Source organism: Streptomyces sp. NPDC017979, assembly GCF_044328175.1.
Taxonomy (GTDB): Bacteria; Actinomycetota; Actinomycetes; order Streptomycetales; family Streptomycetaceae; genus Streptomyces.
Genome location: NZ_JBIRGU010000003.1, coordinates 261401 through 287426, shown reverse-complemented (window position 1 = coordinate 287426; position 26026 = coordinate 261401). Strand labels below are relative to the sequence as shown.

The 26026-nt window shown below is 73.4% G+C and carries 20 protein-coding genes and 3 pseudogenes; 4 read left to right on the top strand and 19 right to left on the bottom strand.

Annotated elements, in window-relative coordinates; translation table 11 throughout:
- Positions 1-179 precede the first annotated feature (179 nt).
- From ACH4E8_RS10825 to hrcA, 9 genes and pseudogenes are all read right to left on the bottom strand, one after another.
- Positions 180-1273 (bottom strand): annotated as a pseudogene (locus ACH4E8_RS10825) (enolase C-terminal domain-like protein).
- Positions 1274-1396: 123 nt separating this feature from the next.
- Positions 1397-2404, bottom strand: a complete 1008-nt coding sequence (locus ACH4E8_RS10820) for an adenosine deaminase (protein ID WP_398446529.1) — start codon at positions 2402-2404, stop codon at positions 1397-1399.
- A gap of 56 nt (positions 2405-2460) precedes the next feature.
- Complete coding sequence (locus tag ACH4E8_RS10815; protein WP_398446527.1) at positions 2461-3369, bottom strand: ribonuclease Z; 909 nt, start codon at positions 3367-3369, stop codon at positions 2461-2463.
- Between the two features lie 13 nt (positions 3370-3382).
- Entirely contained in the window at positions 3383-3742 is a 360-nt protein-coding gene (locus ACH4E8_RS10810) for a histidine triad nucleotide-binding protein (RefSeq protein WP_398446525.1), read from the bottom strand.
- A 52-nt stretch (positions 3743-3794) separates the two neighbouring features.
- Positions 3795-4400, bottom strand: a complete 606-nt coding sequence (locus ACH4E8_RS10805) for a hypothetical protein (protein ID WP_398446523.1) — start codon at positions 4398-4400, stop codon at positions 3795-3797.
- Positions 4401-4858: 458 nt separating this feature from the next.
- Positions 4859-5602 carry a 16S rRNA (uracil(1498)-N(3))-methyltransferase gene (locus ACH4E8_RS10800; RefSeq protein ID WP_398446521.1) on the bottom strand — a complete coding sequence of 248 codons (744 nt, stop codon included), beginning with the start codon at positions 5600-5602 and terminating at the stop codon, positions 4859-4861.
- A complete protein-coding gene (locus ACH4E8_RS10795) occupies positions 5599-6693 on the bottom strand; it encodes a nitronate monooxygenase (protein WP_398446519.1) in 1095 nt (364 codons plus the stop codon). The genes ACH4E8_RS10800 and ACH4E8_RS10795 overlap by 4 nt, the downstream gene beginning before the upstream one ends.
- A gap of 151 nt (positions 6694-6844) precedes the next feature.
- Entirely contained in the window at positions 6845-7984 is a 1140-nt protein-coding gene (gene dnaJ / locus ACH4E8_RS10790; RefSeq protein ID WP_398446517.1) for a molecular chaperone DnaJ, read from the bottom strand.
- Entirely contained in the window at positions 7985-9013 is a 1029-nt protein-coding gene (gene hrcA / locus ACH4E8_RS10785) for a heat-inducible transcriptional repressor HrcA (RefSeq protein WP_398446515.1), read from the bottom strand.
- A 210-nt stretch (positions 9014-9223) separates the two neighbouring features.
- Between hrcA and ACH4E8_RS10780 the strand changes: the two genes are divergently transcribed.
- A complete protein-coding gene (locus ACH4E8_RS10780) occupies positions 9224-9946 on the top strand; it encodes an MBL fold metallo-hydrolase (protein ID WP_398446513.1) in 723 nt (240 codons plus the stop codon).
- Positions 9947-9956: 10 nt separating this feature from the next.
- Entirely contained in the window at positions 9957-10772 is an 816-nt protein-coding gene (locus ACH4E8_RS10775) for a DUF3097 domain-containing protein (RefSeq protein ID WP_398446511.1), read from the top strand.
- 36 nt (positions 10773-10808) lie between these two features.
- On the opposite strand, the gene ACH4E8_RS10770 is transcribed toward ACH4E8_RS10775, so the two are convergent.
- From ACH4E8_RS10770 to lepA, 4 genes are all read right to left on the bottom strand, one after another.
- Positions 10809-11609, bottom strand: coding sequence for a HEAT repeat domain-containing protein (locus ACH4E8_RS10770; RefSeq protein WP_398446509.1), 801 nt, complete (start codon positions 11607-11609; stop codon positions 10809-10811).
- A gap of 337 nt (positions 11610-11946) precedes the next feature.
- Positions 11947-13179, bottom strand: a complete 1233-nt coding sequence (gene hemW, locus ACH4E8_RS10765; protein WP_398446507.1) for a radical SAM family heme chaperone HemW — start codon at positions 13177-13179, stop codon at positions 11947-11949.
- Positions 13180-13314: 135 nt separating this feature from the next.
- The gene (locus tag ACH4E8_RS10760) at positions 13315-15255 is read right to left on the bottom strand and encodes an AMP-dependent synthetase/ligase (RefSeq protein WP_398446505.1); all 1941 of its coding nucleotides are present in this window, start codon (positions 15253-15255) and stop codon (positions 13315-13317) included.
- Positions 15256-15539: 284 nt separating this feature from the next.
- Positions 15540-17408 (bottom strand): translation elongation factor 4, encoded by a 1869-nt coding sequence (gene lepA, locus ACH4E8_RS10755; protein ID WP_398446503.1) that lies wholly within the window; start codon positions 17406-17408, stop codon positions 15540-15542.
- 263 nt (positions 17409-17671) lie between these two features.
- Between lepA and rpsT the strand changes: the two genes are divergently transcribed.
- Entirely contained in the window at positions 17672-17938 is a 267-nt protein-coding gene (gene rpsT / locus ACH4E8_RS10750; protein WP_398446501.1) for a 30S ribosomal protein S20, read from the top strand.
- A gap of 217 nt (positions 17939-18155) precedes the next feature.
- Here the strand turns inward: rpsT and holA are convergent, their stop codons facing one another.
- The gene (gene holA, locus ACH4E8_RS10745; RefSeq protein WP_398446499.1) at positions 18156-19154 is read right to left on the bottom strand and encodes a DNA polymerase III subunit delta; all 999 of its coding nucleotides are present in this window, start codon (positions 19152-19154) and stop codon (positions 18156-18158) included.
- 194 nt (positions 19155-19348) lie between these two features.
- Here holA and ACH4E8_RS10740 point away from each other — a divergent pair, with 194 nt between their 5' ends.
- Positions 19349-19597, top strand: coding sequence for a hypothetical protein (locus ACH4E8_RS10740; RefSeq protein WP_398446497.1), 249 nt, complete (start codon positions 19349-19351; stop codon positions 19595-19597).
- 35 nt (positions 19598-19632) lie between these two features.
- Here the strand turns inward: ACH4E8_RS10740 and ACH4E8_RS10735 are convergent, their stop codons facing one another.
- The 5 genes and pseudogenes from ACH4E8_RS10735 to ACH4E8_RS10715 all read right to left on the bottom strand — a co-directional run bounded on the left by ACH4E8_RS10735 (position 19633) and on the right by ACH4E8_RS10715 (position 25928).
- Complete coding sequence (locus ACH4E8_RS10735; protein ID WP_398446495.1) at positions 19633-20430, bottom strand: arylamine N-acetyltransferase; 798 nt, start codon at positions 20428-20430, stop codon at positions 19633-19635.
- 163 nt (positions 20431-20593) lie between these two features.
- A pseudogene (locus ACH4E8_RS10730) lies at positions 20594-23248 on the bottom strand (ComEC/Rec2 family competence protein); the annotation flags it as partial.
- Positions 23245-24021 carry a helix-hairpin-helix domain-containing protein gene (locus tag ACH4E8_RS10725; RefSeq protein ID WP_398446493.1) on the bottom strand — a complete coding sequence of 259 codons (777 nt, stop codon included), beginning with the start codon at positions 24019-24021 and terminating at the stop codon, positions 23245-23247. The gene ACH4E8_RS10725 and the pseudogene ACH4E8_RS10730, both read right to left, overlap by 4 nt.
- Positions 24022-24754: 733 nt before the next feature.
- A pseudogene (locus ACH4E8_RS10720) lies at positions 24755-24934 on the bottom strand (RNA polymerase subunit sigma-24); the annotation flags it as partial.
- A gap of 148 nt (positions 24935-25082) precedes the next feature.
- Positions 25083-25928, bottom strand: coding sequence for a DegV family protein (locus ACH4E8_RS10715; RefSeq protein ID WP_398446491.1), 846 nt, complete (start codon positions 25926-25928; stop codon positions 25083-25085).
- Between the last annotated feature and the right edge of the window lie 98 nt (positions 25929-26026).

The following is a 26026-nucleotide window of genomic DNA, read 5'->3' as shown; positions in this document are numbered from 1 at the left end:
CGTGCCGGTTGGGGTGGGGATGGGGGTGAGCGTGGGAGTGGGCGTGCCGGGGTTGAGGGTGCTGCGTGCCGTGTCGCGTGGTCACCGTGGCGCTCCTGTGCGTGGTGCAGATTCGGTCAGTCTGCCAAATCCACGCCCGCCCGGCGTTGGGAAAGCCGCATCCCCCCGACGGGCCGCGACTACCAGCGCGGCACGGTCGGCACCGTCCACGAGGGGTCATTCGCGCGCATCGCCCGGGCGTCGTCGCGGTCCCGCAGCGCACCGTCGTCGTCCAGCCACCGCTGGTGCAGCGCGCGCAGCCGGTCGTGGTCGTCCACTCCGAGCCCGGGCCGGACGTCGACCGGGAGCGCGCCGCCTGCGAAGACGTGCCGCTCGGTGATGACGTCCTCGGTCTGCCAGGGGTAGTGGCTGTCGCAGGCGTAGTCCAGGTTGGGCACGACCGCGGCGACGTGGGTCATCGCGGCGAGGCTGATGCCCAGGTGGGTGTTGGAGTGCATGGCGAGCCCGACGTGGGGTCCTCCAGGTACTCCAGGACGTCCCGCAGTTCGTCCGCGACGCGCACCGCGGTCTCCACGGACCGGGCGCCGTTGGGGTCCAGCCGCAGCGGTGCCCCGGGGAACGCGTCCGCGAGCGCGCGGACCGCCGCGACCTCCTCGTCCGGCGGGAAGACGCCGCCCTTGAGCTTGAAGGAGCGGAAGCCGTGGTCGCGGGCGAAGCGACGGGCCTGCGCGACGACGCCGGCGGGGTCGAGGGCGGCGCCCCAGCCGTCCGGCTCGCCGCCGCCCGGGTGGGCCGCCCACCGGTAGAAGAGGTACGCGCTGTACTCGACCCGGTTGCGGACCTTCCCGCCGAGCAGGGCGTGCACGGGCAGGTCGAGGCTCTTGCCGAAGGCGTCCAGGAGGGCCACCTCGAAGGCCGAGACGACCGAGAGCCGTAACTTCTCGCTGGTGCGCACGCCCCGCTGGCCGGCGGCGTCCACCGAGCCCGCCTCCTCCGCGCTGCGGGCGCGGCACACCACTTCGGCGAGCCGGTGCAGTCCGTTCACGTCCGTGATCCGGTGTCCGGGCAGCGACTCGGCCAGTTGGGCGGCCAGCTCCAGATAGGCGGCGTCACCGTAGGTCTCGCCGACGCCGTCGACCCCGTCGGCGGTGCTGACCTCGACGATCAGCCTTGGCGTGTACGGCTGGTGGACGCCCTGGACGTTCAGCAGCGGTGGGTCGGCGACCAGGACGGGGGTGAGTCGTACGTCGCTGACCTTCAGGCCCCGGAGCAGGCGTCGCCCTCCCACCCGCTCGCGTGCGCATTCGGGAATCGAGGCTGGATAGGTGAACTGAGGCCCGTCAACGGGTCGTTGCGCACCGGGTCAGCGGCGCGTCCGACCACCCGCCCGACCGGCTCACCCGGCGTCGTCGGCGGCGAAGTCGTACGCGTCGACCTCGGCGATCAGCCGGGCCCTGCGCTCCTCGTCGTCGTCCAGGAAGGCCGCGACGAAGGAGTTGCGCGCCAGTTCGCGCAGCCGCTCCGGGTCCAGCCCCAGCGCCTCGTGCACCGCGTGGAAGGTGTCGCCGACGTAGCCGCCGAAGTAGGCGGGGTCGTCGGAGTTCACGGTGCACAGCAGCCCGGCGTCCATCATCCGCGGCAGCGGGTGGGCCTCCAGGGTGTCGATCGCCCGCAGCCGTACGTTCGACAGCGGGCAGAGCGTCAGCGGCACCCGCTCGCGGGCCAGCCGCGCCACCAGCTCTGCGTCCTCCATGCAGCGCAGCCCGTGGTCCACGCGCTCCACGCCGAGCACGTCCAGCGCCTCGGCGACGTACGCGGCCGGGCCCTCCTCGCCGGCGTGCGCCACCTTGCGCAGCCCGAGGGCGGCGGCGGCCTCGTACACCTCGCGGAACTTCGACGGCGGGTGCCCCACCTCCGCGGAGTCCAGTCCGACGGCCGTGATGCGGTCCAGGTGCGGCCGGGCCGCCTCAAGGGTCTCCATCGCCTCGGCGGCGGGCCGGTCGCGCAGGAAGCACATGATCAGCCGGGTGGAGACGCCGTGCCGCTCCTCGGCCGCGTCCAGCGCGCGGGCCAGGCCCCCGACGACGGTGCCGATGGGCACGCCGCGCGCCGTGTGCGCCTGCGGGTCGAAGAAGATCTCGGCGTGCCGCACGCCCTGCGCGGCGGCGCGGGCGAGGTAGGCGTCGGCGAGCTCGGCGAAGTCGTCCTCGGTGCGCAGCACCGCCATCAGCCCGTAGTACAGGTCCAGGAAGGACTGGAGGTCATCGAAGAGGTAGGCGCGGCGCAGTTCTTCGGTGTCCCGGTAGGGCAGGGCGACGCCGTTGCGCGCGGCGAGCGCGAAGGCGAGTTCCGGTTCGAGGGTGCCTTCGATGTGGAGGTGGAGTTCGGCTTTGGGCAGCGGCACGGTCGGGTCCTCGCTCGCGTTGGTGCAGGTGGTGCTGGTGATAAGGGTCGGGTGGGTCAGGTCGTGCGCTTGGGCAGGGGCACCCGCAGCAGGTCGCGGGCGACGGTGAGTTCGCCCTCGTACCCGGCGGCCCGCGCCTGTCGTTCGAACTCCTCGGCGTCCGGGTAGCGCTGCGAGAAGTGGGTGAGCACCAGGTGCCGCACGCCGGCGTCCCGGGCGACCCGGGCCGCCTGCCCGGCGGTCAAGTGCCCGTGGTCGGAGGCCAGGCGCTCGTCCTCGTCGAGGAAGGTGGACTCGATGACGAGCAGGTCGCAGCCGTCGGCGAGGGCGTACACCCCGTCGCACAGCCGGGTGTCCATGATGAACGCGAAGCGCTGCCCCGGGCGGTGCTCGCTGACCTCGTCCAGGGTGACGCCGTCGACCTCGCCGGTGCGCTGGAGCAGCCCCACGGCGGGCCCGCGGATGCCGGCTTCGGCCAGCTTCCGCGGCAGCATGCGCCGGCCGTCCGGCTCCACGAGGCGGTAGCCGTACGACTCCACGGGGTGCGAGAGCCGGTGCGTGTGGAGGGCGTACGCGGGGGTGCGCGCGAGCACCCCGTCCGCCGCGTGCGGGGCCTCGGTCAGCGAGACGGTCTCGCGGTACGCCGTGGCGTACCGCAGCCGTTCGAAGAACCGCTGGCCGCTCGCCGGGTAGTGCGCGGTGACCTCGTGCGGGACCCGGTCGAGGTTGATGCGCTGGATGACCCCGGCGAGCCCCAGGGAGTGGTCGCCGTGGAAGTGCGTGATGCAGATCCGGTTGATGTCGTGCGCGGCGACCCCGGCGCGCAGCATCTGCCGCTGGGTGCCCTCGCCGGGGTCGAACAGGATGCCTTCGGAGTCCCAGCGCAGCAGGTAGCCGTTGTGGTTGCGGTGGCGCGTGGGGACCTGGCTCGCAGTGCCGAGGACCACGAGTTCTCGTACGGACACGTGCTGGCCGGTGCTATCCGGGCGGCCATTCGAGGCCGCGTCCGCCCAGGAGGTGGGCGTGCGCGTGGAAGACGGTCTGACCGGCGCCGGAGCCCGTGTTGAACACGACCCGGTACCCGGTGCCGTCCAGCTTCTCCTCGGCGGCGACCTCGCCGGCCTCGCGCAGCACGTCGGCGGCCACCTGCGGGGCTTCGGCGGCGAGCGACGCGGCGTCCGGGTAGTGGGCCTTGGGGATCACCAGGACGTGCGTGGGCGCCTGCGGATTGATGTCCCGGAACGCGACGACGGTGTCGGTCTCCCGCACCAGGGTCGCGGGCACCTCCCCCGCGACGATCTTGCAGAACAGGCAGTCCGCCTGGGCCTCTCCGGCCATGCCGGCTCCTCCTCGGGGTGGTCGCTGGTGTGCTGCGCCGCCATCGTATCCGTCACTTCTGCGGGGGCGCGGTGACGGTCTCGGTGACCGTCACCGTGACGGTGGGGCGGGCCCTTCCGTCCGCGGCGGGGCGGCGGGGGGACGCGTCGCGGGTGGTGGTGGTGCCGGACGGTCCGCCCGCGCAGTTCCCGAGGTAGCGCGCCTCGAAGACGAGTTGGCCGTCGACCCGGGCGTCCAGGTCGCCGCGTACGCACGCACCGGCGATCTCGTCCGTCACCTTGCCCTTGAGGGTGATGGGCTGGCCCTTGCGGGTCTTGCCCTCGCAGGCGACGGTGGCGGGCTCGGTGGCCCCGCCGGGCGCCGGGTCGGCGGTGCCGTCGCCCCGTACGTCCACGTCGCCGTTCTTGGCGCCCCCGGCGTCGTCCTTCGCGCCGTAGCCGTCCTTCGCCCCGTCCGTACGCTCGACCGTGGCGGTGCAGTTGAACCAGCGCACGTCGAAGCCGATCCGCTCCAGCGTGTTCGTCGCGGTCTGGTCGGTCGTCAGCGAGACGGAGTTGGCGGAGAGTTCGTGCGCGGTCGGCTCGCACGCCGTCAGCGCGATCAGCGCCGCGCCCACCAAGCCGGCCGTAGCGGCCCGCACCGTCGTTCTGCGTCTCATACCCGGCATGCTCGGAAGAGTGGCACCGAGGGGCGGGGAGCGGAAGGTCGGTTGCGGTCAGAGATCACCCGTTCGGCGTACCACCCCCGGCCCGGGCCGCCCGAACGCCGTCTCAGGACACCTTCTCCAGGCCCTTGCGAGTGCGCTGCCCTCCGCGACCGCCGTGGGTTGCTCGCGCACTTCCCCGCGCCCCTGGACGCGCCCGCCGTTGCCCTGCGGGCGCGTTGGTCTCTGCGGTCCGTGGTGGGTTGCCCGCGCAGTTCCCCGCGCCCCTAAACACCAGGTTCCAGCTCGCACTTGAGTCTCGGGGCAGCGAATCGGGTGACCTTGGAGGTCCCCCACGCCCTTTGGGCGTAGGGGGGGAACTGCGCGAACAACCCACCACCAGGCCGCAGAAACCAACGCTCCCGCACGGCAGCGGCGAGGACGTCAGGGGACCGGTCCGGAGGGGGATCGGGTCAGGACCAGCGGCCCGTGCGGGAGAGGAGGAGCGCCGTCGCCGCCGTGCCCGCCGTCGAGGTCCGCAGGACGCTGCGGCCCAGCCGGTACGGCCGCGCCCCCGCCGCCTCGAAGGCCGCGAGTTCCTCCGGCGACACCCCGCCCTCCGGGCCGACCACCACGACGATGGACCCGGCCGTCGGCAGCTCCGCCGTCGCCAGCGGTTGCGCCCCCTCCTCGTGGAGCACGGCCGCGAAGTCCGCGTCCGCGAGCAGCGCCGCCACCTGCTTGGTGGTGGCCGCCTCCGCGACCTCGGGGAAGCGCAGCCGGCGGGACTGCTTGCCCGCTTCTCGGGCGGTGGCACGCCACTTCGCCAGCGACTTCGCCGCCCGCTCGCCCCGCCACTGGGTGATGCAGCGCGCAGCGGCCCACGGCACGACCGCGTCGACGCCGGTCTCCGTCATGGTCTCGACGGCGACCTCCCCCCGGTCGCCCTTGGGCAGCGCCTGGACGACGGTGATGCGGGGCGCGGGCACGGGCTCCTCGGGGAAGGCGACCGGCTCCACCACGAGCCGGTCCTTGCCCTCGGTGCGCAGCACGACGCCGGCCGCGCCCCGGCCGCGGCCGTCGGTGAGGACGACCTCCTCGCCGGCCGTCAGACGCTTCACGGACACGGCGTGCCGGCCCTCGGGCCCCTCCAGCGTGAGCACCGCGCCGGGCCCGACGCCTTCGAGGGAGTCGACGACGAAGACGGGCGCGGTCACCGGGACTCCTCCGGGCGGACGAAGCGCTCGCCGGCTTCGGCGATCTCGGCGACGAGGGCGTCGACCAGCTCGGCCGCCGGCAGCGCACGGGCCAACCGGTGGCCCTGGCCGGCCCACAGCGCCATGCCCTGGGCGTCTCCCGCCGCCGCGGCGGCCTTGCGCACGGGGCTGGTCAGATGGTTCACCTCGGGGTACGCGGAGGGCGCGTACGGGCCGTGTTCGCGCAGGAAGCGGTTGACGAGCCCGCGGGCCGGCCGCCCGGTGAAAGCGCGGGTGAGTTCGGTCCTGGCGAACAGCGGGTTCGTCAGGGCCTGCTTGTGCAGCGGGTGCGCCCCTGACTCGGGGCAGACCAGGAACGCGGTGCCGAGCTGCGCCGCGGACGCCCCCGCGGCGAGCACGGCCGCGATCTGACTGCCCCGCATCAGCCCGCCCGTCGCGATGAGGGGCAGGTCCACGGCTTGGCGCACCAGCGCGAGCAGGGTGAGCAGCCCGACCGCGCTGCCGTCGGCCGCGGGGTCGTCCCGGTGGGTGCCCTGGTGTCCGCCGGCCTCGATCCCCTGGACGCAGAGCGCGTCCGCCCCGGCGCGGGCGGCGGCCTGCGCCTCGTCGACAGTGGTGACGGTGACGACGGTGTACGTGCCGACCTCGCGGAAGGAGGCGAGCACCTCGGGGGTGGGGCAGCCGAAGGTGAAGGAGACCACCGCCACCGGGTCGTCGCGCAGGATCGCCAGCTTGGCTTCGTAGCCGTCGTCCCAGCCGGTCTCCGGGTCGCCGAGTTCGCTCTCGTACCAGGTGGCCTCGCCGGCGAGTTGCTGTCGGTAGACCTCGACGGCGCTGGGGTCGGCGGCCCGGGTCTGCGGCATGAACAGGTTCACGCCGAACGGCCGGGAGGTCAGCGCCCGGATCTCCTTGACCTCCTGGTACATCCCGCCGGTGGTCTTGTAGCCGGCCGCGAGGAAGCCGAGCCCGCCCGCCTCGGAGACGGCCGCCGCGAGCCGGGGCCCGGAGGCGCCGCCGGCCATCGGGGCCTGCACCAGGGGGTGGTGGCAGAGATCGGACGGGGTTCTCGGGATGGAGGGCGAGGAGGACATGCCTGCATCGTGCCACCGCGGGCCGGCCCGCCACGAATCGACCCCGCTGCGACGTTTGCCCCCGCCCCCTCGGCGGGTCCACGCGCGTAGCGCACGCGCACGACCCCCGGTCTGCCGACCGGCGCGTCACGCCGGTCGGCCCACCGTGCCGTCACCTGCCGTTGAACGCGTCCTTCAGCCGGGAGAACAGCCCCTGCTGGCCCGGCTGGAACTGCCCCTGGGGCCGCTCCTCGCCGCGCAGCTTCGCCAACTCGCGCAGCAGCCGCTCCTGCTCGGGTTCGAGCTTGCTGGGCGTGGTGACCTCGACGTGCACGATGAGGTCGCCGCGGCCGCCGCCGCGCAGGTGCGTCACGCCGCGGCCGTGCAGCGGGATCGACTGGCCGGACTGGGTGCCGGGCCGGATGTCGACCTCCTCCATGCCGTCCAGGGTCTCCAACGGCACCTTGGTGCCGAGCGCGCCCGCCGTCATGGGGATGGTCACGGTGCAGTGCAGGTCGTCGCCCCGGCGCTGGAACACCGAGTGCGGCAGTTCGTGGATCTCGACGTACAGATCGCCCGCGGGGCCGCCGCCGGGGCCCACCTCGCCCTCGCCGGCGAGCTGGATCCTGGTGCCGTTGTCGACGCCGGCGGGGATCTTCACCGTCAGGGTGCGCCGGGAGCGGATCCGGCCGTCGCCCGCGCACTCCGGGCAGGGGGTGGGGACCACGGTCCCGAAGCCCTGGCACTGCGGGCAGGGCCGGGACGTCATGACCTGGCCCAGGAAGGAGCGGGTGACCTGGGAGACCTCGCCGCGGCCGCGGCACATGTCGCAGGTCTGCGCGGACGTGCCGGGCGCCGCGCCCTCGCCGGAGCAGGTGGTGCACACCACGGCGGTGTCGACCTGGATGTCCTTGGTCGTGCCGAAGGCCGCTTCGTTGAGTTCGATCTCCAGCCGGATCATGGCGTCCTGGCCGCGGCGGGTGCGCGAGCGCGGACCGCGCTGGGACGCGGTGCCGAAGAAGGCGTCCATGATGTCGGAGAAGTTCCCGAAGCCGCCCGCGCCGAAGCCGCCCGCGCCACCGGCGCCGCCGGCCTGGGACAGCGGGTCGCCGCCGAGGTCGTAGACCTGCTTCTTCTGCGGGTCCGACAACACCTCGTAAGCGGCGTTGATCTCCTTGAACCGCTCCTGGGTCTTCGGGTCCGGATTCACGTCCGGGTGCAGTTCGCGGGCGAGGCGGCGGAACGCCTTCTTGATCTCGTCCTGCGACGCGTCGCGGCGTACGCCCAGTACGGCGTAGTAGTCCGTGGCCACTTACGACTCCGCCAGGATCTGTCCGACGTAACGTGCCACTGCGCGTACCGCTCCCATCGTTCCGGGGTAGTCCATGCGGGTCGGTCCGACCACGCCGAGTTTGGCAACTGCCTCGCCGCCCGAACCGTAACCGACGGAAACGACGGACGTTGCGTTGAGTCCCTCATGGGCGTTCTCGTGACCGATGCGCACGGTCATGCCCATGCCGCCCGACTCCGTGGCCTCGCCGAGCAGCTTGAGCAGCACCACGTGCTCCTCAAGGGCTTCGAGCACCGGCCGGATGGTGAGCGGGAAGTCGTGTCCGAAGCGGGTGAGATTGGCGGTGCCGCCGATCACCAGCCGCTCCTCGGTCTCCTCGACGAGGGTTTCGAGGAGGGTGGAGAGCACGGTGGCGACCGTGCCCTGGTCGTCCGGTTCGTCGAACGACTCGGGGAGGTCCTGCACGAGCTGCGGGATGTCCGCGAACCGTCGACCCACCACCCGGCCGTTCAGCCGGGCCCGCAGATCGGCGACGGACGCCTCGCCGAAGGGCGCGGGGCAGTCGATGACCCGCTGCTCGACGCGGCCGGTGTCGGTGATCAGCACCAGCATCAGCCGGGCCGGCGCCAGGGACAGCAGCTCCACGTGGCGCACCGTGGAGCGGTTCAGCGAGGGGTACTGCACGACGGCGACCTGTCGGGTGAGCTGCGCCAGCAGCCGCACCGTGCGCCCCACGACGTCGTCGAGGTCGACGGCGCCCTCCAGGAAGCCCTGGATGGCGCGTCGCTCGGGGGCCGACAGGGGCTTGACCCCGGCGAGCCGGTCGACGAAGAGGCGGTACCCCTTGTCGGTGGGGATGCGGCCGGCGCTGGTGTGCGGCTGGGCGATGAAGCCCTCGTCCTCCAGCACCGCCATGTCGTTGCGCACGGTGGCCGGGGAGACGCCGAGCTGGTGCCGCTCGGTGAGCGCCTTGGAGCCGACGGGCTCCTCGGTGCCCACGTAGTCCTGGACGATGGCGCGCAGGACCTTGAGTCTGCGTTCGTTCAGCATCGCGCGCACCTCCAGCGGGTGTCTCTCGGTCGTGCCTCGATGGCCGCCTGGCACTCCCCGGGTCCGAGTGCCAGGATTTTCCCGTGCCAGTGTACGGCCGACGGGTACGGCCGTAGCAAGGGCGACCGATCACGCTACCGTGCGCCGCGCCCCTCCTGGTCGGTTCCCGGCCGGCGCTGCCCTCACTGACCCTGGCAGTAGCGTCGCCGTATGAACGTCACTTGGGAAGACCTCGGCTGGGAGCGGCTTGCGGACGGGGTGGGGCGGCGCCGGCTGCCGGGGTGGGACGCAACCTGCGGCCTGGTCGTGGGTCGGGAGGGCGCGCTGCTGTACGACACCGGGTCCACGCTCCGCGAGGGCGCCGAGCTGCGCGCCCAGGTCGGGGCGCTGCTGTCCGGCCGCGAAGTGACGCACATCGCACTCAGCCACCCGCATTTCGATCACGTGATGGGAACGGCGGCCTTCCCGGGCGCCGAGGTGTTCGGCGCGGTCGGCGTGGACGCGCTGCTCCAGCAGGAGGCGGCGGTGCTGCGCTCGGACGCCGTGCGCCACGGGGTGCCGGCGGACGAGGCGGCTGCGGCGGCCGAGGTGCTGGTGGCGCCCACCCGCCTGGTCTCGGGGCAGCGCACGCTGGACCTCGGCGGGCGGCAGGTGCTGCTGGCGAACGTCGGCCCCGGGCACACCGGCCACGACCTGGCGGTGGTGGTGCCGGGCGAGCCGAGGGTGGTGTTCTGCGGCGATCTGGTGGAGGAGTCGGGCGAGCCGCAGGCGGGGCCGGACGCGGTCGGGGCGCGCTGGCCCGCCGCGCTGGACCGGCTGCTGGCGCTCGGCGGCGCGGACGCGGCGTACGTGCCGGGGCACGGCGCGGTGGTCGACGCGGCGTTCGTACGGGCCCAGCGGGCCGCGCTGGCGGAGCGGTTCGGGGTGTCGTAGCGTCGGGCGAATGCGCAGCTACAGCCCTGATCTGACACCTCCTTGGAAGAAGAAGCCGGCGCCGGCGCCGGAGGTGGCGGCCGACCCCGCCGACCCCGACCTGGTGGTCGAGGAGGTCAGCACGGGCTTCTGCGGGGCGGTGGTGCGCTGCGAGGCGGGGACGGTGACCCTGGAGGACCGTTTCGGCAAGCATCGGGTCTTCCCCATGGAGCCGCGCGGCTTCCTGCTGGACGGGCAGGTGGTCACGCTGGTGCGGCCGGGGACGGGCGCTCCGGCCCGACCGGCGCGCACGGCATCGGGGTCGGTGGCGGTCCCGGGGGCGCGGGCCCGGGTGGCGCGCGCCGGCCGCATCTACGTGGAGGGTCGGCACGACGCCGAGTTGGTGGAGCGGGTGTGGGGCGACGACCTGCGGATCGAAGGGGTCGTCGTGGAGTACCTGGAGGGCATCGACGACCTGCCGGCGATCGTGGCCGAATTCCGCCCGGCGCCGGACGCCCGCCTCGGGGTGCTGGTCGACCATCTGGTGCCCGGTTCGAAGGAGTCCCGGATCGCGGCGTCGGTGACCGATCCGCACGTGCTGGTGGTGGGGCACCCGTACGTCGACGTGTGGGGCGCGGTGAAGCCGGCCGCGCTCGGCATCCCCGGCTGGCCGTCGGTGCCGCGGGGGCAGGACTGGAAGACGGGCGTGTGCCGGGCGCTGGGCTGGCCGGAGAACACCGGCGCGGCCTGGCAGCACATCCTGTCCCGGGTCGGCTCCTACAAGGACCTGGAGCCGGAGCTGCTGGGGCGGGTGGAGGAGCTGATCGACTTCGTCACGGGCGAGTGACGCGGCCGGCCCCTTCCGTCGCGGTCCGGGAGGTGGTCATTGCAGGGCCCGGACTTCTTCCACCGCCTCCCGGACGCTCGGGTGCGGGTCGTCGGCGAGGCCGTCCAGCAGTTCGGCGACCCCCGGGGTGGACCAGCGGTAGACCGCCCACACCAGCCCCTCCCGCACCTCGGGGGCGGAGTGGGCGGCGAGGCGGCTCAGCTGGGCGAGCGGGCCGCGCCGACGCGTGCCGAACCAGTACAACGCGTCCCGCAGCGCGGCCGGGTCCCCCGGGTCGGCGGCTGCAACCCGGGCGAGCAGCACCCTGACGGGCGGCGGCGGACCGTCCAGCGGGTGCGGCAACCGCTCGCGCAGGCGCCGCGCCCCGTACCCGCCGCGCACGCGGCACCCGACGCACGTGCAGGGGCGCGCGCCGTGCGCGCCTGGCACGTAGCGCCAGCCAGCCACCTGCGGCACGGCGCGGACCCGGTGCACTTCGCGCGGCCGGATGGCCCGCGGGACGAACACCTCCCACCCGCGCGGATCGTCCAGCGTCGCGATCCGCCGCACCGCTTGGGCCGCGGGGACGGTCGCCTGGGCGTCCCGCACCCGGTCGGCATAGCGGCCGACCAGCACGTCCTCGGTGTCGTCGAGCCGCACGTGGACGGCCACCAGCCCGCCCCGGCTGCCGAAGCGGGCCAACTCGCGCAGCCACTGGTGGGTGAGGGCGTACGACGGCAGCACCGGAAAGCAGTAGACGCCCCGCGCGCCGCCCTGTCCGTGGCTGACTGCCCGGATCCCCGACCGCCGGATGCGCGACGCGTTCGCCGCCGAGGTCATGTGCACGAACATCGCCATGACACGGGATCGTAGGCGACCGGCCCCCGGCATCGGCCGCGCGATGACGGCCCACGGCCGCCGGTCGCCGGTCGCCGGTCGCCGGTCGCCGGTCGCCGGTCGCCCGGAGAACCGTCGGGGATCGTCTGGGGTTCGGTCGGCCAAGGGGTGTCCCGTCATCCCTGGTGGATCAGCGTGCGGCGTCAGATGCGGTGCGTCGCAAGGCGTCGGGGTGTTCGCATGCTGGATGTATGCGGACGCTCCGGCAACGCAGCGTGGGGGTCCCACCGTGCCCGCAGGGCACAGGGGGAGTGCCGTAGCTGTCGTCGCACGCCCGCCAGGAATGACGGGACACCCCTTAGTCGACGAGGTCGCGGACAACGCCGTCCGCCAGCAGGCGCCCGCGCAGGGTGAGCACCGCGTGCCCGTCCTCGTACGGCCCCGGCTCCAGCAGCCCGTCCGAGAGCGCCTGCGCCGCCGCGGCGAGCCCGGCGGGGCGCAGCAGGGAGAGCGGGACGCCCTCGCGCAACCGCAGCTCCAGCAGGACGCGCTCGACGCGGCGGTCCTCCGCGGTCAGGACCTCGCGGCCGGCGCCGGGCGAACGGCCCTGGGCGAGGGCGGCGGCGTACGCGCCGGGGTGCTTCACGTTCCACCAGCGGACCCCGCCGACGTGGCTGTGCGCACCGGGGCCGGCGCCCCACCAGTCGGCGCCGCGCCAGTACAGCTCGTTGTGCAGGCAGCGGCCGGCGTCGGTGGTCGACCAGTTCGAGACCTCGTACCAGGAGTAGCCGGCGCCGGACAGCAGTTCGTCGGCGATCAGGTAGCGGTCGGCGTGGACGTCGTCGTCGGTCATGGGCACCTCGCCGCGGCGGATGCGCCGGGCGAGCTGGGTGCCCTCCTCGACGATCAGGGCGTACGCCGAGACGTGGTCGGGCCCGGCGCCCAGGGCCGCTTCCAAGGAGGCCCGCCAGTCGTCGTCCGACTCGCCGGGGGTGCCGTAGATCAGGTCGAGGTTCACGTGCTCGAAGCCGGCGGCGCGGGCCTCGGCGACGCACGCCTCGGGGCGGCCGGGGGTGTGCGTGCGGTCCAGCACCTTCAGGACGTGCTGGCGGGCGCTCTGCATGCCGAAGGAGATGCGGTTGAAGCCGCCGGCCCGCAGCTCCGTCAGATAGGCGGCGTCCACGGACTCCGGGTTGGCCTCGGTGGTGATCTCGGCGTCGTCCGCGAGCCCGAACTCGCTGCGGACCGCGTCCACCATCGCCACCAGGTCCGCGGCGGCGAGCAGGGTCGGGGTGCCGCCGCCGACGAAGACGGTGCGCACCGGGCGCGGGTCGTCGCCGAGGACCTTGCGCGCCAGCCGTACTTCCTCGGCGAGGGTCGCCGCGTAGTTCTCCCTGGACGCGAGCACTCCGCCGGATCCGCGCAGTTCCGTCGCCGTGTAGGTGTTGAAGTCGCAGTACCCGCAGCGCGTGGCGCAGTACGGCACGTGCAGGTAGAAGGCGAGGGGGCGGTCGGCAGCCCCGGCGAGCGCGGAAGCGGGCAGCGTCCCGTCGTCGGGCACGGGCTCGCCGTCGGGCAGTACGGAAGGCATGCGTCCCATTGTCCGACACCCGGGACCGGTCCGGAGCCGGGCCGGGCGCGGTGGTGGGCCGGCCCGGGTGGTCGGCCGGCCCCGATGACGGGCCGGGCCGCCTCCAGGGGCGGCGGCCAGGCCCGGCTGCGGCGGCTACCGCTCGTTCTGGCCCGCGTACATCTCGTCGATCAGCCCCTGGAACTCGCGCTCGACGGCCGGGCGCTTCAGCTTGAGGCTGGGCGTGAGGTCGCCGTGCTCGACGTCCAGGTCGCGCGGGAGGATCCGGAACTTCTTCACCGTCTGCCAGCGCTGGAGGCCCTCGTTGAGCTGGTCCACGTACCCCTGGATCAGCTCGGTGACGGCGGGGGCGGCCACCACCTCCGCGTACGCCCTGCCCGCCAGGCCGTTCTCCGCGGCCCACCCGAGGAGCGCCGCCTCGTCCAGCGCGATCAGGGCGCTGCAGTAGTTGCGGCCGGCGCCGACGACGACCAGGTTGGAGACCAACGGGCAGATCGCCTTGAACTGGATCTCCACCTCCGTCGGCGCGATGTACTTGCCGCCCGACGTCTTGATCAGGTCCTTCTTGCGGTCGGTGATGGTGAGGTAGCCGTCGTTGGACAGCTCCCCGATGTCACCGGTGTGGAACCAGCCGTCGGCCTCCAGGACCTCCGCGGTCTTCTCCGGCTGGCCGTGGTAGCCGTCCATGATGCCCGGGCCGCGCAGCAGGATCTCGCCGTCCTCCGCGATCCGCACCTCCGTGCCGGGCAGCGGCTTGCCGACGGTGCCGGTGCGGTACGCCTCGCCGGGGTTCACGAAGGACGCGGCGCTGGACTCGGTGAGTCCGTACCCCTCCAGGACGTGGACGCCGGCGCCGGCGAAGAAGTAGCCGATCTCGGGCGAGAGCGCGGCCGAGCCGGAGACCGCGGCGCGCAGCCGGCCGCCGAACGCCTCGCGCAGCTTTCCGTACACGAGGGTGTCGGCCAGCTTGTGCTGGGCGGTCAGCCGGAAGGGGGCGGACGCGGTGCCGGTGCGCCGGAAGTTGTCCTGGGTGACCTTGGCGTACTCGCGGGCGACGCCGGCCGCCCACTGGAAGATCTTGTACTTGGCGGGGCCGCCGGCGCGCGCCTTGGCCGACACGCCGTTGTAGACCTTCTCGAAGATGCGGGGGACGGCCGCCATGTAGGTGGGCTGGACGACCGGCAGGTTCTCCACGATCTTGTCGATGCGGCCGTCGACGGCGGTGACGTGGCCGACCTCTATCTGCCCGGAGGTCAGCACCTTGCCGAAGACGTGGGCGAGCGGCAGCCACAGGTACTGCACGTCGTCCCGCGTGATCAGCCCGGTCGCGGCGATGGCCTTGGCCATGTACGACCAGTTGTCGTGCGGCAGCCGGACGCCCTTGGGACGGCCGGTGGTGCCGGAGGTGTAGATGAGGGTCGCGAGCTGGGTGGCGGTGATCGCGTCGATCCGGTCCTTGACGGCCGAGGGGTGGGCCTCCTGGTGGGCCCGACCGCGCTTTTCCAGGTCGTCGAGGGTGAGGACGAAGCCGGCCTCGTCACCGTCCGCACCGCCGTCGTCCGCACCGCCGTCGTCCGCACCAGCGCCGGCCTCGATGACGGCGTCGACGCCTTCGGCGTCGAAGACCACGACGTGCTGGAGTTCGGGGAGGTCGGCACGGTGGGCGAGGGCCTTGGCGAGCTGGGTGGCGTCCTCGGCGACCAGCACCCTGCTGCCGGAGTCGGCGAGGATGTACGCCGCCTCCTCGGCGTTCGTGGAGGGGTAGACCGTCGTCGTCGCACCGCCTGCGCACATCACGCCCAGGTCGGCGATGATCCACTCGATCCTGGTCGTGGACAGCACGGCGACCCGGTCCTCGGAGCGCACGCCGAGCGCGACCAGGCCGGCGGCGATCGCGTACACCCGGTCCGCGGTCTCCCGCCAGCTCAGCGACGCCCACTCGGAGGGGCCGTCGGCCGTCGTCGAGGGGAGCGGATAGCGGAATGCCTCGGCGTCCGGCGTCGCGTCCACGCGCTGGGTGAACAGGGTCGCCACCGAGGGCGGGCGGTTCTCGATCATGGTCTGGGTGTCGCTCAAGACGTCCTCCGGGCGGGCGGCAGCTCGGCACCGGCAGCGCTGCACGAGCACTGCACGACCGTGCACTACGGGCTGTGTTTAACGCACGACGGCTGTATCTAACTGGCGAGTAACTATCGAGCCGCGCTCACATTAGAACGCGCCGTGGCCGCTGCGTAAGGGGACGGAGCCGACCGCTTCTCGGCGACGCCGGATGCGGGTCCGGAGCGCCGGGGTGCTGGTGGGGTGGGTGGGGCGCGGGTCGCGGGGGTGGCAGACGCCGTCCCCGCGACCCGTCACGGCGGCTACTTCTTGGCCTTGCCGCCGCTGTCGTCACTGGAGAGGACCGCGATGAACGCCTCCTGCGGCACCTCCACGCTGCCGACCATCTTCATCCGCTTCTTGCCCTCCTTCTGCTTCTCCAGCAGCTTCCGCTTCCGGGAGATGTCACCGCCGTAGCACTTGGCGAGGACGTCCTTGCGGATGGCGCGGATGGTCTCGCGGGCGATGACGCGGGAGCCGATGGCGGCCTGGATGGGCACCTCGAACGCCTGCCGCGGGATCAGCTCCCTCAGCTTGGCGACCAGCCGCACGCCGTACGCGTACGCCTGGTCCCGGTGCGTGATGGCGGAGAACGCGTCGACCTTGTCGCCGTGCAGCAGGATGTCGACCTTCACGAGCTGGGCCGACTGCTCGCCGGTGGGCTCGTAGTCCAGCGAGGCGTAGCCGCGGGTCTTGGACTTCAGCTGGTCGAAGAAGTCGAAGACGATCTCCGCGAGCGGGAGGGTGTAGCGGATCTCCACCCGGTCCTCGGACAGGTAGTCCATGCCGAGCAGCGTGCCGCGACGGCTCTGGCAGAGCTCCATGATCGAGCCGATGAACTCGCTGGGGGCGAGGATCGTGGCCCGCACGACGGGCTCGTAGACCTCGTCGATCTTGCCCTCGGGGAACTCGCTCGGGTTCGTGACGGTGTGCTCGGCGCCGTCCTCCATCAGGACGCGGTAGACCACGTTCGGCGCGGTGGCGATCAGGTCGAGCCCGAACTCGCGCTCCAGTCGCTCGCGGATCACGTCCAGGTGCAACAGGCCGAGGAAGCCGACGCGGAAGCCGAAGCCGAGGGCGGCGGAGGTCTCCGGCTCGTAGACCAGGGCGGCGTCGTTGAGCTGGAGCTTGTCGAGGGCGTCGCGCAGCTCGGGGTAGTCCGAGCCGTCCAGCGGGTAGAGGCCGGAGAACACCATCGGCTTGGGGTCCTTGTAGCCGCCGAGGGCCTCTTCGGCACCCTTGTGCTGCTGGGTGATGGTGTCGCCGACCTTGGACTGGCGGACGTCCTTCACCCCGGTGATCAGATAGCCCACCTCGCCGACGCCGAGGCCGTCGGCCGGCAGCATCTCGGGCGAGTTGGTGCCGATCTCCAGCAGCTCGTGGGTGGCGCCGGTGGACATCATCCGGATGCGCTCGCGCTTGCCGAGCTGGCCGTCGACGACCCGGACGTAGGTCACGACGCCGCGGTAGGAGTCGTAGACCGAGTCGAAGATCATCGCGCGGGCGGGGGCGTCGGCGACGCCGACCGGCGCGGGCACCTCGCGGACCACGCGGTCCAGCAGCGCCTCGACGCCCAGACCGGTCTTGGCCGAGACCTTCAGCACGTCGTCCGGTTCGCAGCCGACCAGGTTCGCCAGCTCCTCGGCGAACTTCTCCGGCTGGGCGGCCGGCAGGTCGATCTTGTTGAGGACGGGAACGATCGCGAGGTCGTTCTCCATCGCCAGGTAGAGGTTGGCGAGGGTCTGCGCCTCGATGCCCTGGGCCGCGTCCACCAGCAGGACCGTGCCCTCGCAGGCGGCGAGGGAGCGGGAGACCTCGTAGGTGAAGTCCACGTGGCCCGGGGTGTCGATCATGTTCAGGATGTGCGTCCGGCCCTGGCCCTCGCCCTCGGTGGGCGCCCACGGCAGACGGACGGCCTGGGACTTGATCGTGATGCCGCGTTCGCGCTCGATGTCCATCCGGTCGAGGTACTGGGCGCGCATCTGCCGCTGCTCGACCACCCCGGTCAGCTGGAGCATCCGGTCGGCGAGCGTCGACTTGCCGTGGTCGATGTGCGCGATGATGCAGAAGTTGCGGATCAGCGCCGGGTCGGTACGGCTCGGCTCGGGCACGTTGGGAGGAGTCGCGGGCACGCAGGGTCCTGATTCTTGAGACGCTCCCGGCGGCGCCGGGCGTCTCGTCTCGGGCGATGGCGGATCGATACGTAGCCTCTATCGTCCCACGCGAACGGGACTGCGCCCGGTTTGGGCCGCTCGGAGGCCGGCTGGTAACGTGGTCAGCTGTGTCTCGTGCCCGACGGGCGGGCGCTCCCCAAGGTCACCTGCGGGGGCCGTTCGTACCGCCCGGCGCAGGGGACGCGCTCATCAAAGATCATCGAACCTGAAAAGGCTCTTTCGTGGCGAACATCAAGTCCCAGATCAAGCGGAACAAGACGAACGAGAAGGCGCGCCTGCGCAACAAGGCCGTCAAGTCCTCGCTCAAGACCGCGATCCGCAAGGCCCGCGAGGCCGTCGCCGCCGGCGACGTCGAGAAGGCCACCGCGGCCACGCGTGAGGCGTGCCGCAAGCTCGACAAGGCCGTCTCGAAGGGCGTCATCCACAAGAACGCCGCCGCCAACAAGAAGTCGGCGCTGGCGTCGAAGGCTGCCACCCTGCAGGGCTGATCACCCAGGCACCACCTCCGGTGACGTCCCGCGCGGACGGCGACCGGAAGACTTGATCGTCGGTGGATCCGAGCGGGCCCTCTCTCATCCGCTCCCCGTCGACGTTTCGGACCCGCACTTGGTCCTGCGTTCGCCACGCAGGTGCGGGCCCACCCAGCAGTAGCCGAAGGCCCCGAGCTCCCCGCTCGGGGCCTTCGGCATGGGCTCGCTCGTAGGTCTAGGCGCGGGTGCCGCGGCCGGAGCGGGCTGCGCGGGCGATGGCGACGACGGCCTTCTCCAGGGCGTACTCCGGGTCGTCGCCGCCGCCCTTCACGCCCGCGTCCGCCTCCGCCACGGCGCGCAGCGCCACGGCCACGCCGTCCGGCGTCCAGCCCCGCATCTGCTGGCGCACCCGGTCGATCTTCCAGGGCGGCATCCCGAGCTCCCGCGCCAGGTCGGCGGGGCGTCCGCCGCGGGCGGAGGAGAGCTTGCCGATGGCCCGTACGCCCTGCGCCAGCGCGCTGGTGATCAGCACGGGGGCCACGCCCGTCGACAGCGACCAGCGCAGTGCCTCCAGTGCTTCGGCCGCCCTGCCCTCCACGGCGCGGTCGGCGACCGTGAAGCTGGACGCCTCGGCGCGGCCCGTGTAGTAGCGCCCGACGACGGCCTCGTCGATCGTGCCCTCGACGTCCGCCACGAGTTGGGAGACGGCGCTCGCCAGCTCCCGCAGATCGCTGCCGATGGCGTCGACGAGGGACTGGCACGCCTCGGGCGTGGCGGACCGCCCGAGCGCGCGGAACTCGGACCGCACGAACGTCAGCCGCTCCGCCGGCTTCGTCGTCTTGGGGCAGGCGACCTCCCGCGCGCCCGCCTTGCGGGCCGCGTCCAGCAGCCCCTTGCCCTTGGCACCGCCGGGGTGCAGCAGGACCAAGGTGATCTCCTCGACGGGCGCGCCGAGATAGCCCTTGACGTCCTTGATCGTGTCGGCGGAGAGGTCCTGCGCGTTCCGCACGATCACGACCTTGCGCTCGGCGAAGAGCGACGGGCTCGTCAACTCTGCCAGGGTGCCTGGCTGGAGCTGGTCGGCGGTGAGGTCGCGCACGTCGGTGTCGGCGTCGGCGGCCCGCGCCGCCGCCACCACCTGCTGCACCGCACGGTCGAGGAGCAGGTCCTCCTGCCCCACCGCGAGGGTGACCGGAGCGAGCGGGTCGTCTGTCGAGTTCTTCCTGGTGGCCATCGCGCTCCAGCATCCCACGGTGCACCGACAACGCCGGCCCGGGTGACGGTACGGAGGCGGGGCAGTGGCGCCCCGGGGAACCGGGCGCGGGGCAGGGCGGGAGCCGGTGACAGGGCGGTCCGCCCGGGGCGGGGCCGAGCCGGCCGGTGCCGGGGGCGGCGCCGGAGCGGGAGCCGCTGACGGACAATGAGCGGGTGAACGATGGACGACACGTGCTGGTGCTGCCGGACCGCGACGCCGCCGAGGAGGTGGCGCAGGAACTGGCCGACCGCTTCGGAGTGGCCGACGAGCCCCAGCTCGTACGGGACGCCCTCGCGGGTGAGGACGACGCCGAGGACGCCCAGTGGCTGGTCGTGGTGGAGGACCCCGCGGCCCGCCTCGACCCCGCGGCCCTCGACGACTTCGCCGCCGAGTACGAGGGCTGGCTCGAAGCACCCCGCTGACGCCCCCGCCACGGCGCTGCGAACGGCGCCGCGGGTCAGCTCCGCGAGTCGCGCGGGCGGTGCGGATCGCGCGGATCGACGGGCAGCCGGTCCAGCACGATCCCGAAGACGTCGCGGTACGCCGCGAGGACCGCGGCGTCGTCGGACAGCTCTTCCTTGTGCCGCTCGCCGTGCACGGTGGTGACCAGGGTGTGACCACTGAGAGTGATCCGCCCGTCCTCGGTCAACCGGGAGCAGACCAACGACTGGGTGAAGTGGGACCGGGGCGACGTGCTGTGCCACCAGGCGCCCGCCGCGAAGTCCGCCAGCACGCGCGGCCGGGTCTCGATGCGGAACTGCGGCTTTCCGTCCCGGTACAGGTCGAGGTCCCCGTGCTCCCCCGTCTCGACCAGCCGGAACGCCCCGGCCGGGTCCTGTTGCTCCTCGCGCAGGTCGAACGCGAGCGGGTAGTGAGTGTGGTCCCCGAAGCCGACGTCCACCAGCCAGCGCCCGGCGGCGTCCTCCGTCTCCACCAGCAGCACGAGGTGGTCGTAGGGGATGCCCAGCCGTCCGTCCCCGTCGAAGACCCGCGCTTGGAAGTGGGTGACGGCGTACCCGAGGTCCTTCAGCAACGCGGCGAAGGCGCCGTTGAGTTCGTAGCAGAAACCGCCGCGCCCCGCCCCCACGATCTTGTCGAGCAGCAGCTTCTCCTCCAGCAGGATCTCCTCGCCGAGGTGCACCGAGAGGTTCTCGAACGGCACGGTCCGTAGGTGGCGGAGCTGGAGCTCGTTCAAGTGCGCGGCGTCCGCGTGCCGCGGGCGGTCCATCCCCAGTCGAGCGAGATAAGCGTCCATGGGGACAGTGTGACCCCGGCCCGCCTCGCGCCGCACCGTCTGCCGCCCGACCTGGTCCCAAGGTCCGAGCCGACGGGGACCAGCGACCCAGCGGCGTCTCCGTCCGGCGGCGGAGGGCCCGTGGCCCGCCCCGACAGCGGCCGCGCGGCCCCGGTCTGCGCGAGCCGCGCAGGGTCGCGCGCAGCCCCTGGCCCTCGCCCGTCACCGCGATCGGGCCGTGCTCGTCGGTGCGCAGCACGACCGCTCCCCCGGCCCGCAGCGCACGGACCGTACGGGGCGCGGGATGGCCGTAGCCGTTGTCCCGACCGACGGAGATCAGCGCGAGCGAAGGGCGCAACGCGCGCAACAGGCCGGGGTCCTGATGGGCGGAGCCGTGGTGGGCGACCTTGACGACGTCCACCCGGGGCAGGGCGGGATGGGCCAGCAACAGGCCGCGCTGGGCGGGTGGTTCGAGGTCGCCGAGCAACAGCAGGGTGGGGCCGGCGGCGACACGGACGAGGAGGGTGACGCTCGCGTCGTTGGGACCATCGGGCGCCCCCGCGGCCGTGGTGGGCGCGGCGGGCCAGAGGACCTGCCAGCTCAGCCGTCCGACGGTGCGCCGCTCCCCTTGCGCCGCGGGCAGCAGCGGCACACCGGCCTGCTGCGCCGCGCGGCGCACGAAGGCGCTCTGCTCGCGCGGTTCGTCGAGGTGGGTGGTCTGCACGGCGCCGACCGCCCGGCCCCGGAACACCCCGGGCAGCCCCCGCACGTGGTCGGCGTGGAAGTGCGTCAGCACGACCAGGGGAACACTGGTGACGCCGAGTTCACGCAGGCAGCGGTCGACTGTCTCGGGATCGGGGCCGACGTCCACCACCACGGCGGACCCCGCGCCGGCCGCCAGCACTCCCGCGTCCCCCTGCCCCACGTCGCACATCGCGAACGACCAGTCGGGCGGCGGCCAGCCCGTGAGGACGCGGGTCAACGGAGCGGGGCGGACCAGGGCGCACAGGAGCAGCAGCGCGCCGGCCGCGGCCACCCAGGGCCGACGGGGCAGGCGGCGCATCAGCAGGACGGCGATGCCCGTGGCAGCGGCCAGCAACAGCCCTCCGCGCCAGCCGCCCGGCCAGTCCACCTGCGCCCCGGGCAGTCCGGCGCCGGTGCGGGCGACGTCCGCGATCCACTCGGCGGGCCACCCGGCGCCCGCGGCCAGCACTTCGGCCACGGGCATCGACACCGTGGCAGCAGCGAGCGCGGCGAAGCCGAGGACGGTGACCGGGGCGACCGCGAACTCGGCGGCCAGATTGCAGGGGACGGCCATCAGACTGACCTTCGCGGCGAAGATCACGACCACGGGAGCGCACACGGCCTGGGCCGCCCCGGCCGCAGCCAGCACCTCGGCGAGCCTCGGCGGCACCCCCTTGCGCACCAGGGCCGCGCTCCACCCCGGGGCGACGACCAGCAGCGCGCCGGTCGCAAGAACGGAGAGCGCGAAGCCGTAGTTCCGGGCCAACCCGGGGTCGTAGAGCACCAACAGCAGCACGGCAGCCGCGAGGGCGGGCAGGAGCGAACGTCGGCGACCCGTGCCGATGGCGAGCAGGGTGATGGCGCCGCAGACCGCGGCCCGCAGCACGCTCGGCTCGGGCCGGCACACCACGACGAACGCCAATGTCAGTCCCCCGCCGACGAGCGCCGTCTGACGGAGCGGGATCCCCAGCCGAGGGGCGAGGCCGCCCCGCTCCGCGCGGCCCGCCCTGCTCGGTGGTCCGATCAAGAGCATCAACACGATGGTGAGGTTGCTCCCCGAGACGGCCAGCAGATGCGTGAGGTCGGTCGCTTCGAAGGCCGCACGCAGTTCGGGCGCGATCCGTGAGGTGTCGCCGACGGTGAGCCCGGGGACCAACGCACGGGCGTCCTCGGGCAGTCCTTCGGTGGCCGCCCGCAACCCGGCGCGCAGCCCGCCAGCGGTGCGCTGCACGGCGGACGGGGCGCCGACGACGTCGGGCGGCCGGTCCGCACCGATCGCGATCACTGCCGCGAACCGGGTCTCGTCGTCCATCGGCGGAGCGAGTCTCGCGGCGAGCTTCAGCCGGGTCGACGGCAGCAGTTCCCGCCAGCGCGCGAGGGCCTCGGGTGCCCCTTGGGGCCGTACCAGGAGCAGCACGGGGGTACGGACGGCTTCGGTCGCCCCACCGGCACCAACGACCCGTAGCGCATCGGCTTCGATGGCCAGCGGGCGGTCAGGCACCCCGCCGCCGGCGCCGCTCCCGCGCGGACGGGTGGGCCTCGGGTCCGCAGTGACAGACAGCTCCACGGTGGCGTGGGCGTATCGCTCCGCGAGCCCAGGCAGCGGTCCGCGGTGCGGGTCCGCGCCGTGCAACCCGGCGGCGGCGATGCCCGCGCCCGCGCACAGCAGGACGGCTGCGAGCGCGGTCGCATGCTGCCCGTGCCACCGGCCGGTGGCACCCGCCCCCGACCGCCGCCGCCAGGGCGGCTGTTGGGCCCGGGGATCTCGCGCTTCGGGTGCGGGCCGTTGGAACGTCTCGGTGCGGTCCGGCTCGGGGCGACGCCGCGGGCTGACGAGCACCCGGCCGGCCCGAGCTCCGCTGCCCCGTGCCCGTAGCCATCGGGCGGCCATCGGCACGAGCACTACGGCCGCCGCCGCGAGGCAGAGCGCCGCACACGGCACGATCCACCGCTCGGGCGCCCCGACGGCCAGCCCCGCGGCTCCCCACGCGGCCACCGCCGGCAGCACCAGGCGCAGATCGACCGGGCCCTCCCGACGGGGGTGGGACGCGCCCAGCCGGTGACCGGAGGTGGCGTGGACCGCTGGGCGCCTCATGGCCGTACGAGGGGCTTGAGGTCGGCGAAGCGTCGGGCGCCGATTCCGTCGACCTCGCGCAGTTCGTCGACGGACCTGAAACCGCCGTGCTCCGTGCGGTAGTCGACGATGTGCTGCGCGAGCACCGGGCCGACGCCGGGCAAGGTGTCGAGTTGCTGCACGGTCGCGGTGCTCAGGCTCACCGGGCCGGGCGGTCGCGCTCCCGAGCCGGATCCCGCCGCAGCTCCGGCAGGATCACCGTGCGGCCCGCCGGGTGGTGCCGCGCCCGGCGGCAGCGGCACGCCGACCAGGACCTGTTCCCCGTCCATCAGCACCCGTGCGCGGTTGAGCCCGGTCAGGTCGGCTCCTTCCTTGGGACCTCCCGCGGCCATGAGGGCGTCGGCGACCCGGGAGCCCGCGGGCAGCTTGAGCACCCCCGGCTGCCGCACCTTGCCGCTCACGTCCACCACGATCCGACCGTCCGGCCCCGCTCCGGTCGGCGACGTCGCCCCGGGCACGGGCAGTTCAGACGAAGACGAGTCGGACACGGGCAGTTCGGACGAGGACGACTCGGGCGGCCTCACCAACGGCGCCCCCTGCCGAACCAGTTCGGGAGCGCTGACAGTCTCGGGCCGGCCCAGCCAGAAGTGGTACGCCGCGAACGCCGCGGCCACCACCAGCACAACGGTCAGCGCAGCGAGGGACCTCGGCTCAAGCCCACATCTGAGCTGCAACCAGACCGGCAGCCGGTCCCGCAGCGCGAGCCCGGCGCGGCGCAGCCCATCGCCCCGCACGCCCGGCTCGACCGCAGGCCGGACCCCCGGGCGAAGACCGGAGCCCGCGTCGGCAACCGGCCCGTCAGCCGGCAACCCGGTGCGCGCCGAGCCACCAGGGGCCTGGGCAGCGAGCAGAAATGCGTCCGCCCTCGCGCGGGCGGGCCCGACAGCGGCGGGACCTGACGCATGGCGCCCGGCACGTAACCGCAACGGGTGGACCGCTCGGCTGCCCCGCCCCGGCCCCTGGCCGGCGCCCAACGAACCCGAACCGACGACACGGACCGTGGCCGAACTCGTACCCGAGCCCCCGCCCGTATCCACGCCCGCGCCCGTACCCGCGCCCGCACCCGCACTGGCGCCGGCGCCGGAAGCGGGGCCCTGCGCAGGGGCCCGGGCAGGGACCGTGACCGGTCGGCGTCGTGGACGAGCGCGACCGTCGGACATCGGGCCGCGACCCGGCCCACTCGTTACAGAGCGTGTTCGAAGAGCCATGCGTACGACGGTAGGCACCTTCGGAAAATCCTGCTGAACTCACCCAAATTCCGTGGACAACTGCCGTGTTGTGGATAACTCCGTCACCCGTACGGGGACCGTCATCGGCTCGTGCATCGAGGATCGGACCGTCGGAACGACAGCCGACACCAAGCCGCTGTCGGCCCCGAGCCCCGAGCCCCGGGCCCGGTGGGCTGCCGCCGGAGCGAGGCCGGGCAAGATCGTCGCACCCGGCAGCAGCGTGCGGTGACGACGCCCACTGCGTTCCGATGTCGTATGCGGTGCCGTCGGCGACGGCCTGGAGTTTGTCCGGGTTGGCCACGTTGTGGATGACGGTGATGCGACCGTCGGCGTCGAAGTCGAAGGTGACGGTGGCGATCACGCGCCCCGGCGCGCTGAACACGGTGCCCGGCGCCCCGTTGATCTCCACGAGCTCGGCAGATGGAAGGAGGCGACCTGGACGGGACACGGACCGGACGAGATGCGCGACACACCTGAATCAGGGCTCGCCGGAACGCAGTTGCCCGCGTCGCCGCCAGGCTCGTCCCGCTCCGTGCGCAACCCGACCGCGCCCGCCCCAGGGCAGCTCAGTGCGGTGAGACCACCGCGCCCAACAGGCCGGGCCCCGTGTGCGCCCCGATCACCGCGCCCACCTCGCTGACGTGCAGCTCCGCCAGCCCCGGCACCCGCTCGCGCAGCCGCTCGGCCAGCGCGGCGGCCCGCTCCGGGGCGGCCAGGTGGTGCACTGCGATGTCCACGCCGCCCGCGCCCGCGCAGTCGACGGCCAGCTCTTCCAGCCGGGCGATCGCCTTCGACGCCGTCCGCACCTTCTCCAACATCTCGATCCGACCGCCGTCGAGTTGGAGGAGCGGCTTCACCGCGAGCGCCGAGCCCAGCAGCGCCTGCGCGGCCCCGATCCGACCGCCGCGCCGCAGGAAGTCCAAGGTGTCGACGTAGAAGTACGCGGCAGTGCCGGCGGCCCGCTTCTCCGCCGCGGCCACCGCCTCGTCGAGCGTGCCGCCGCTCTCCGCGGTCTCCGCCGCGGCCAGCGCGCAGAACCCGAGGGCCATCGCCACCATGCCCGTGTCGACCACCCGCACCGGCACCGGAGCGTCCTTGGCGGCGAGCACGGCCGCGTCGTACGTGCCCGAGAGCTCGGCGGACAGATGGAGGGAGACGATGCCGCTCGCCCCCTCCGCCGCGCACCTGCGGTACGTCTCGGCGAAGACTTCCGGGCTCGGCCGGGACGTGGTCACCGGACACCGCTTCTGGAGGGCGGCGGCGAGCGAGCGCGCCGAGATCTCCGTTCCCTCCTCCAACGCCTGATCGCCCAGGACCACGGTCAACGGCACCGTCACGATGCCGTGGTGCTCCACGGCCGGCGGAGGCAGGTAGGCCGTTGAATCGGTGACGATCGCGACATGGGGGGACATGACCGGGAGGTTACCGGTCAGGGACGCGGGACGGCAGTCCGACCCCTCGGGGCCCTCGACACCCGTCGCGCACCACGGCGCACCACGGTCGCAGCACC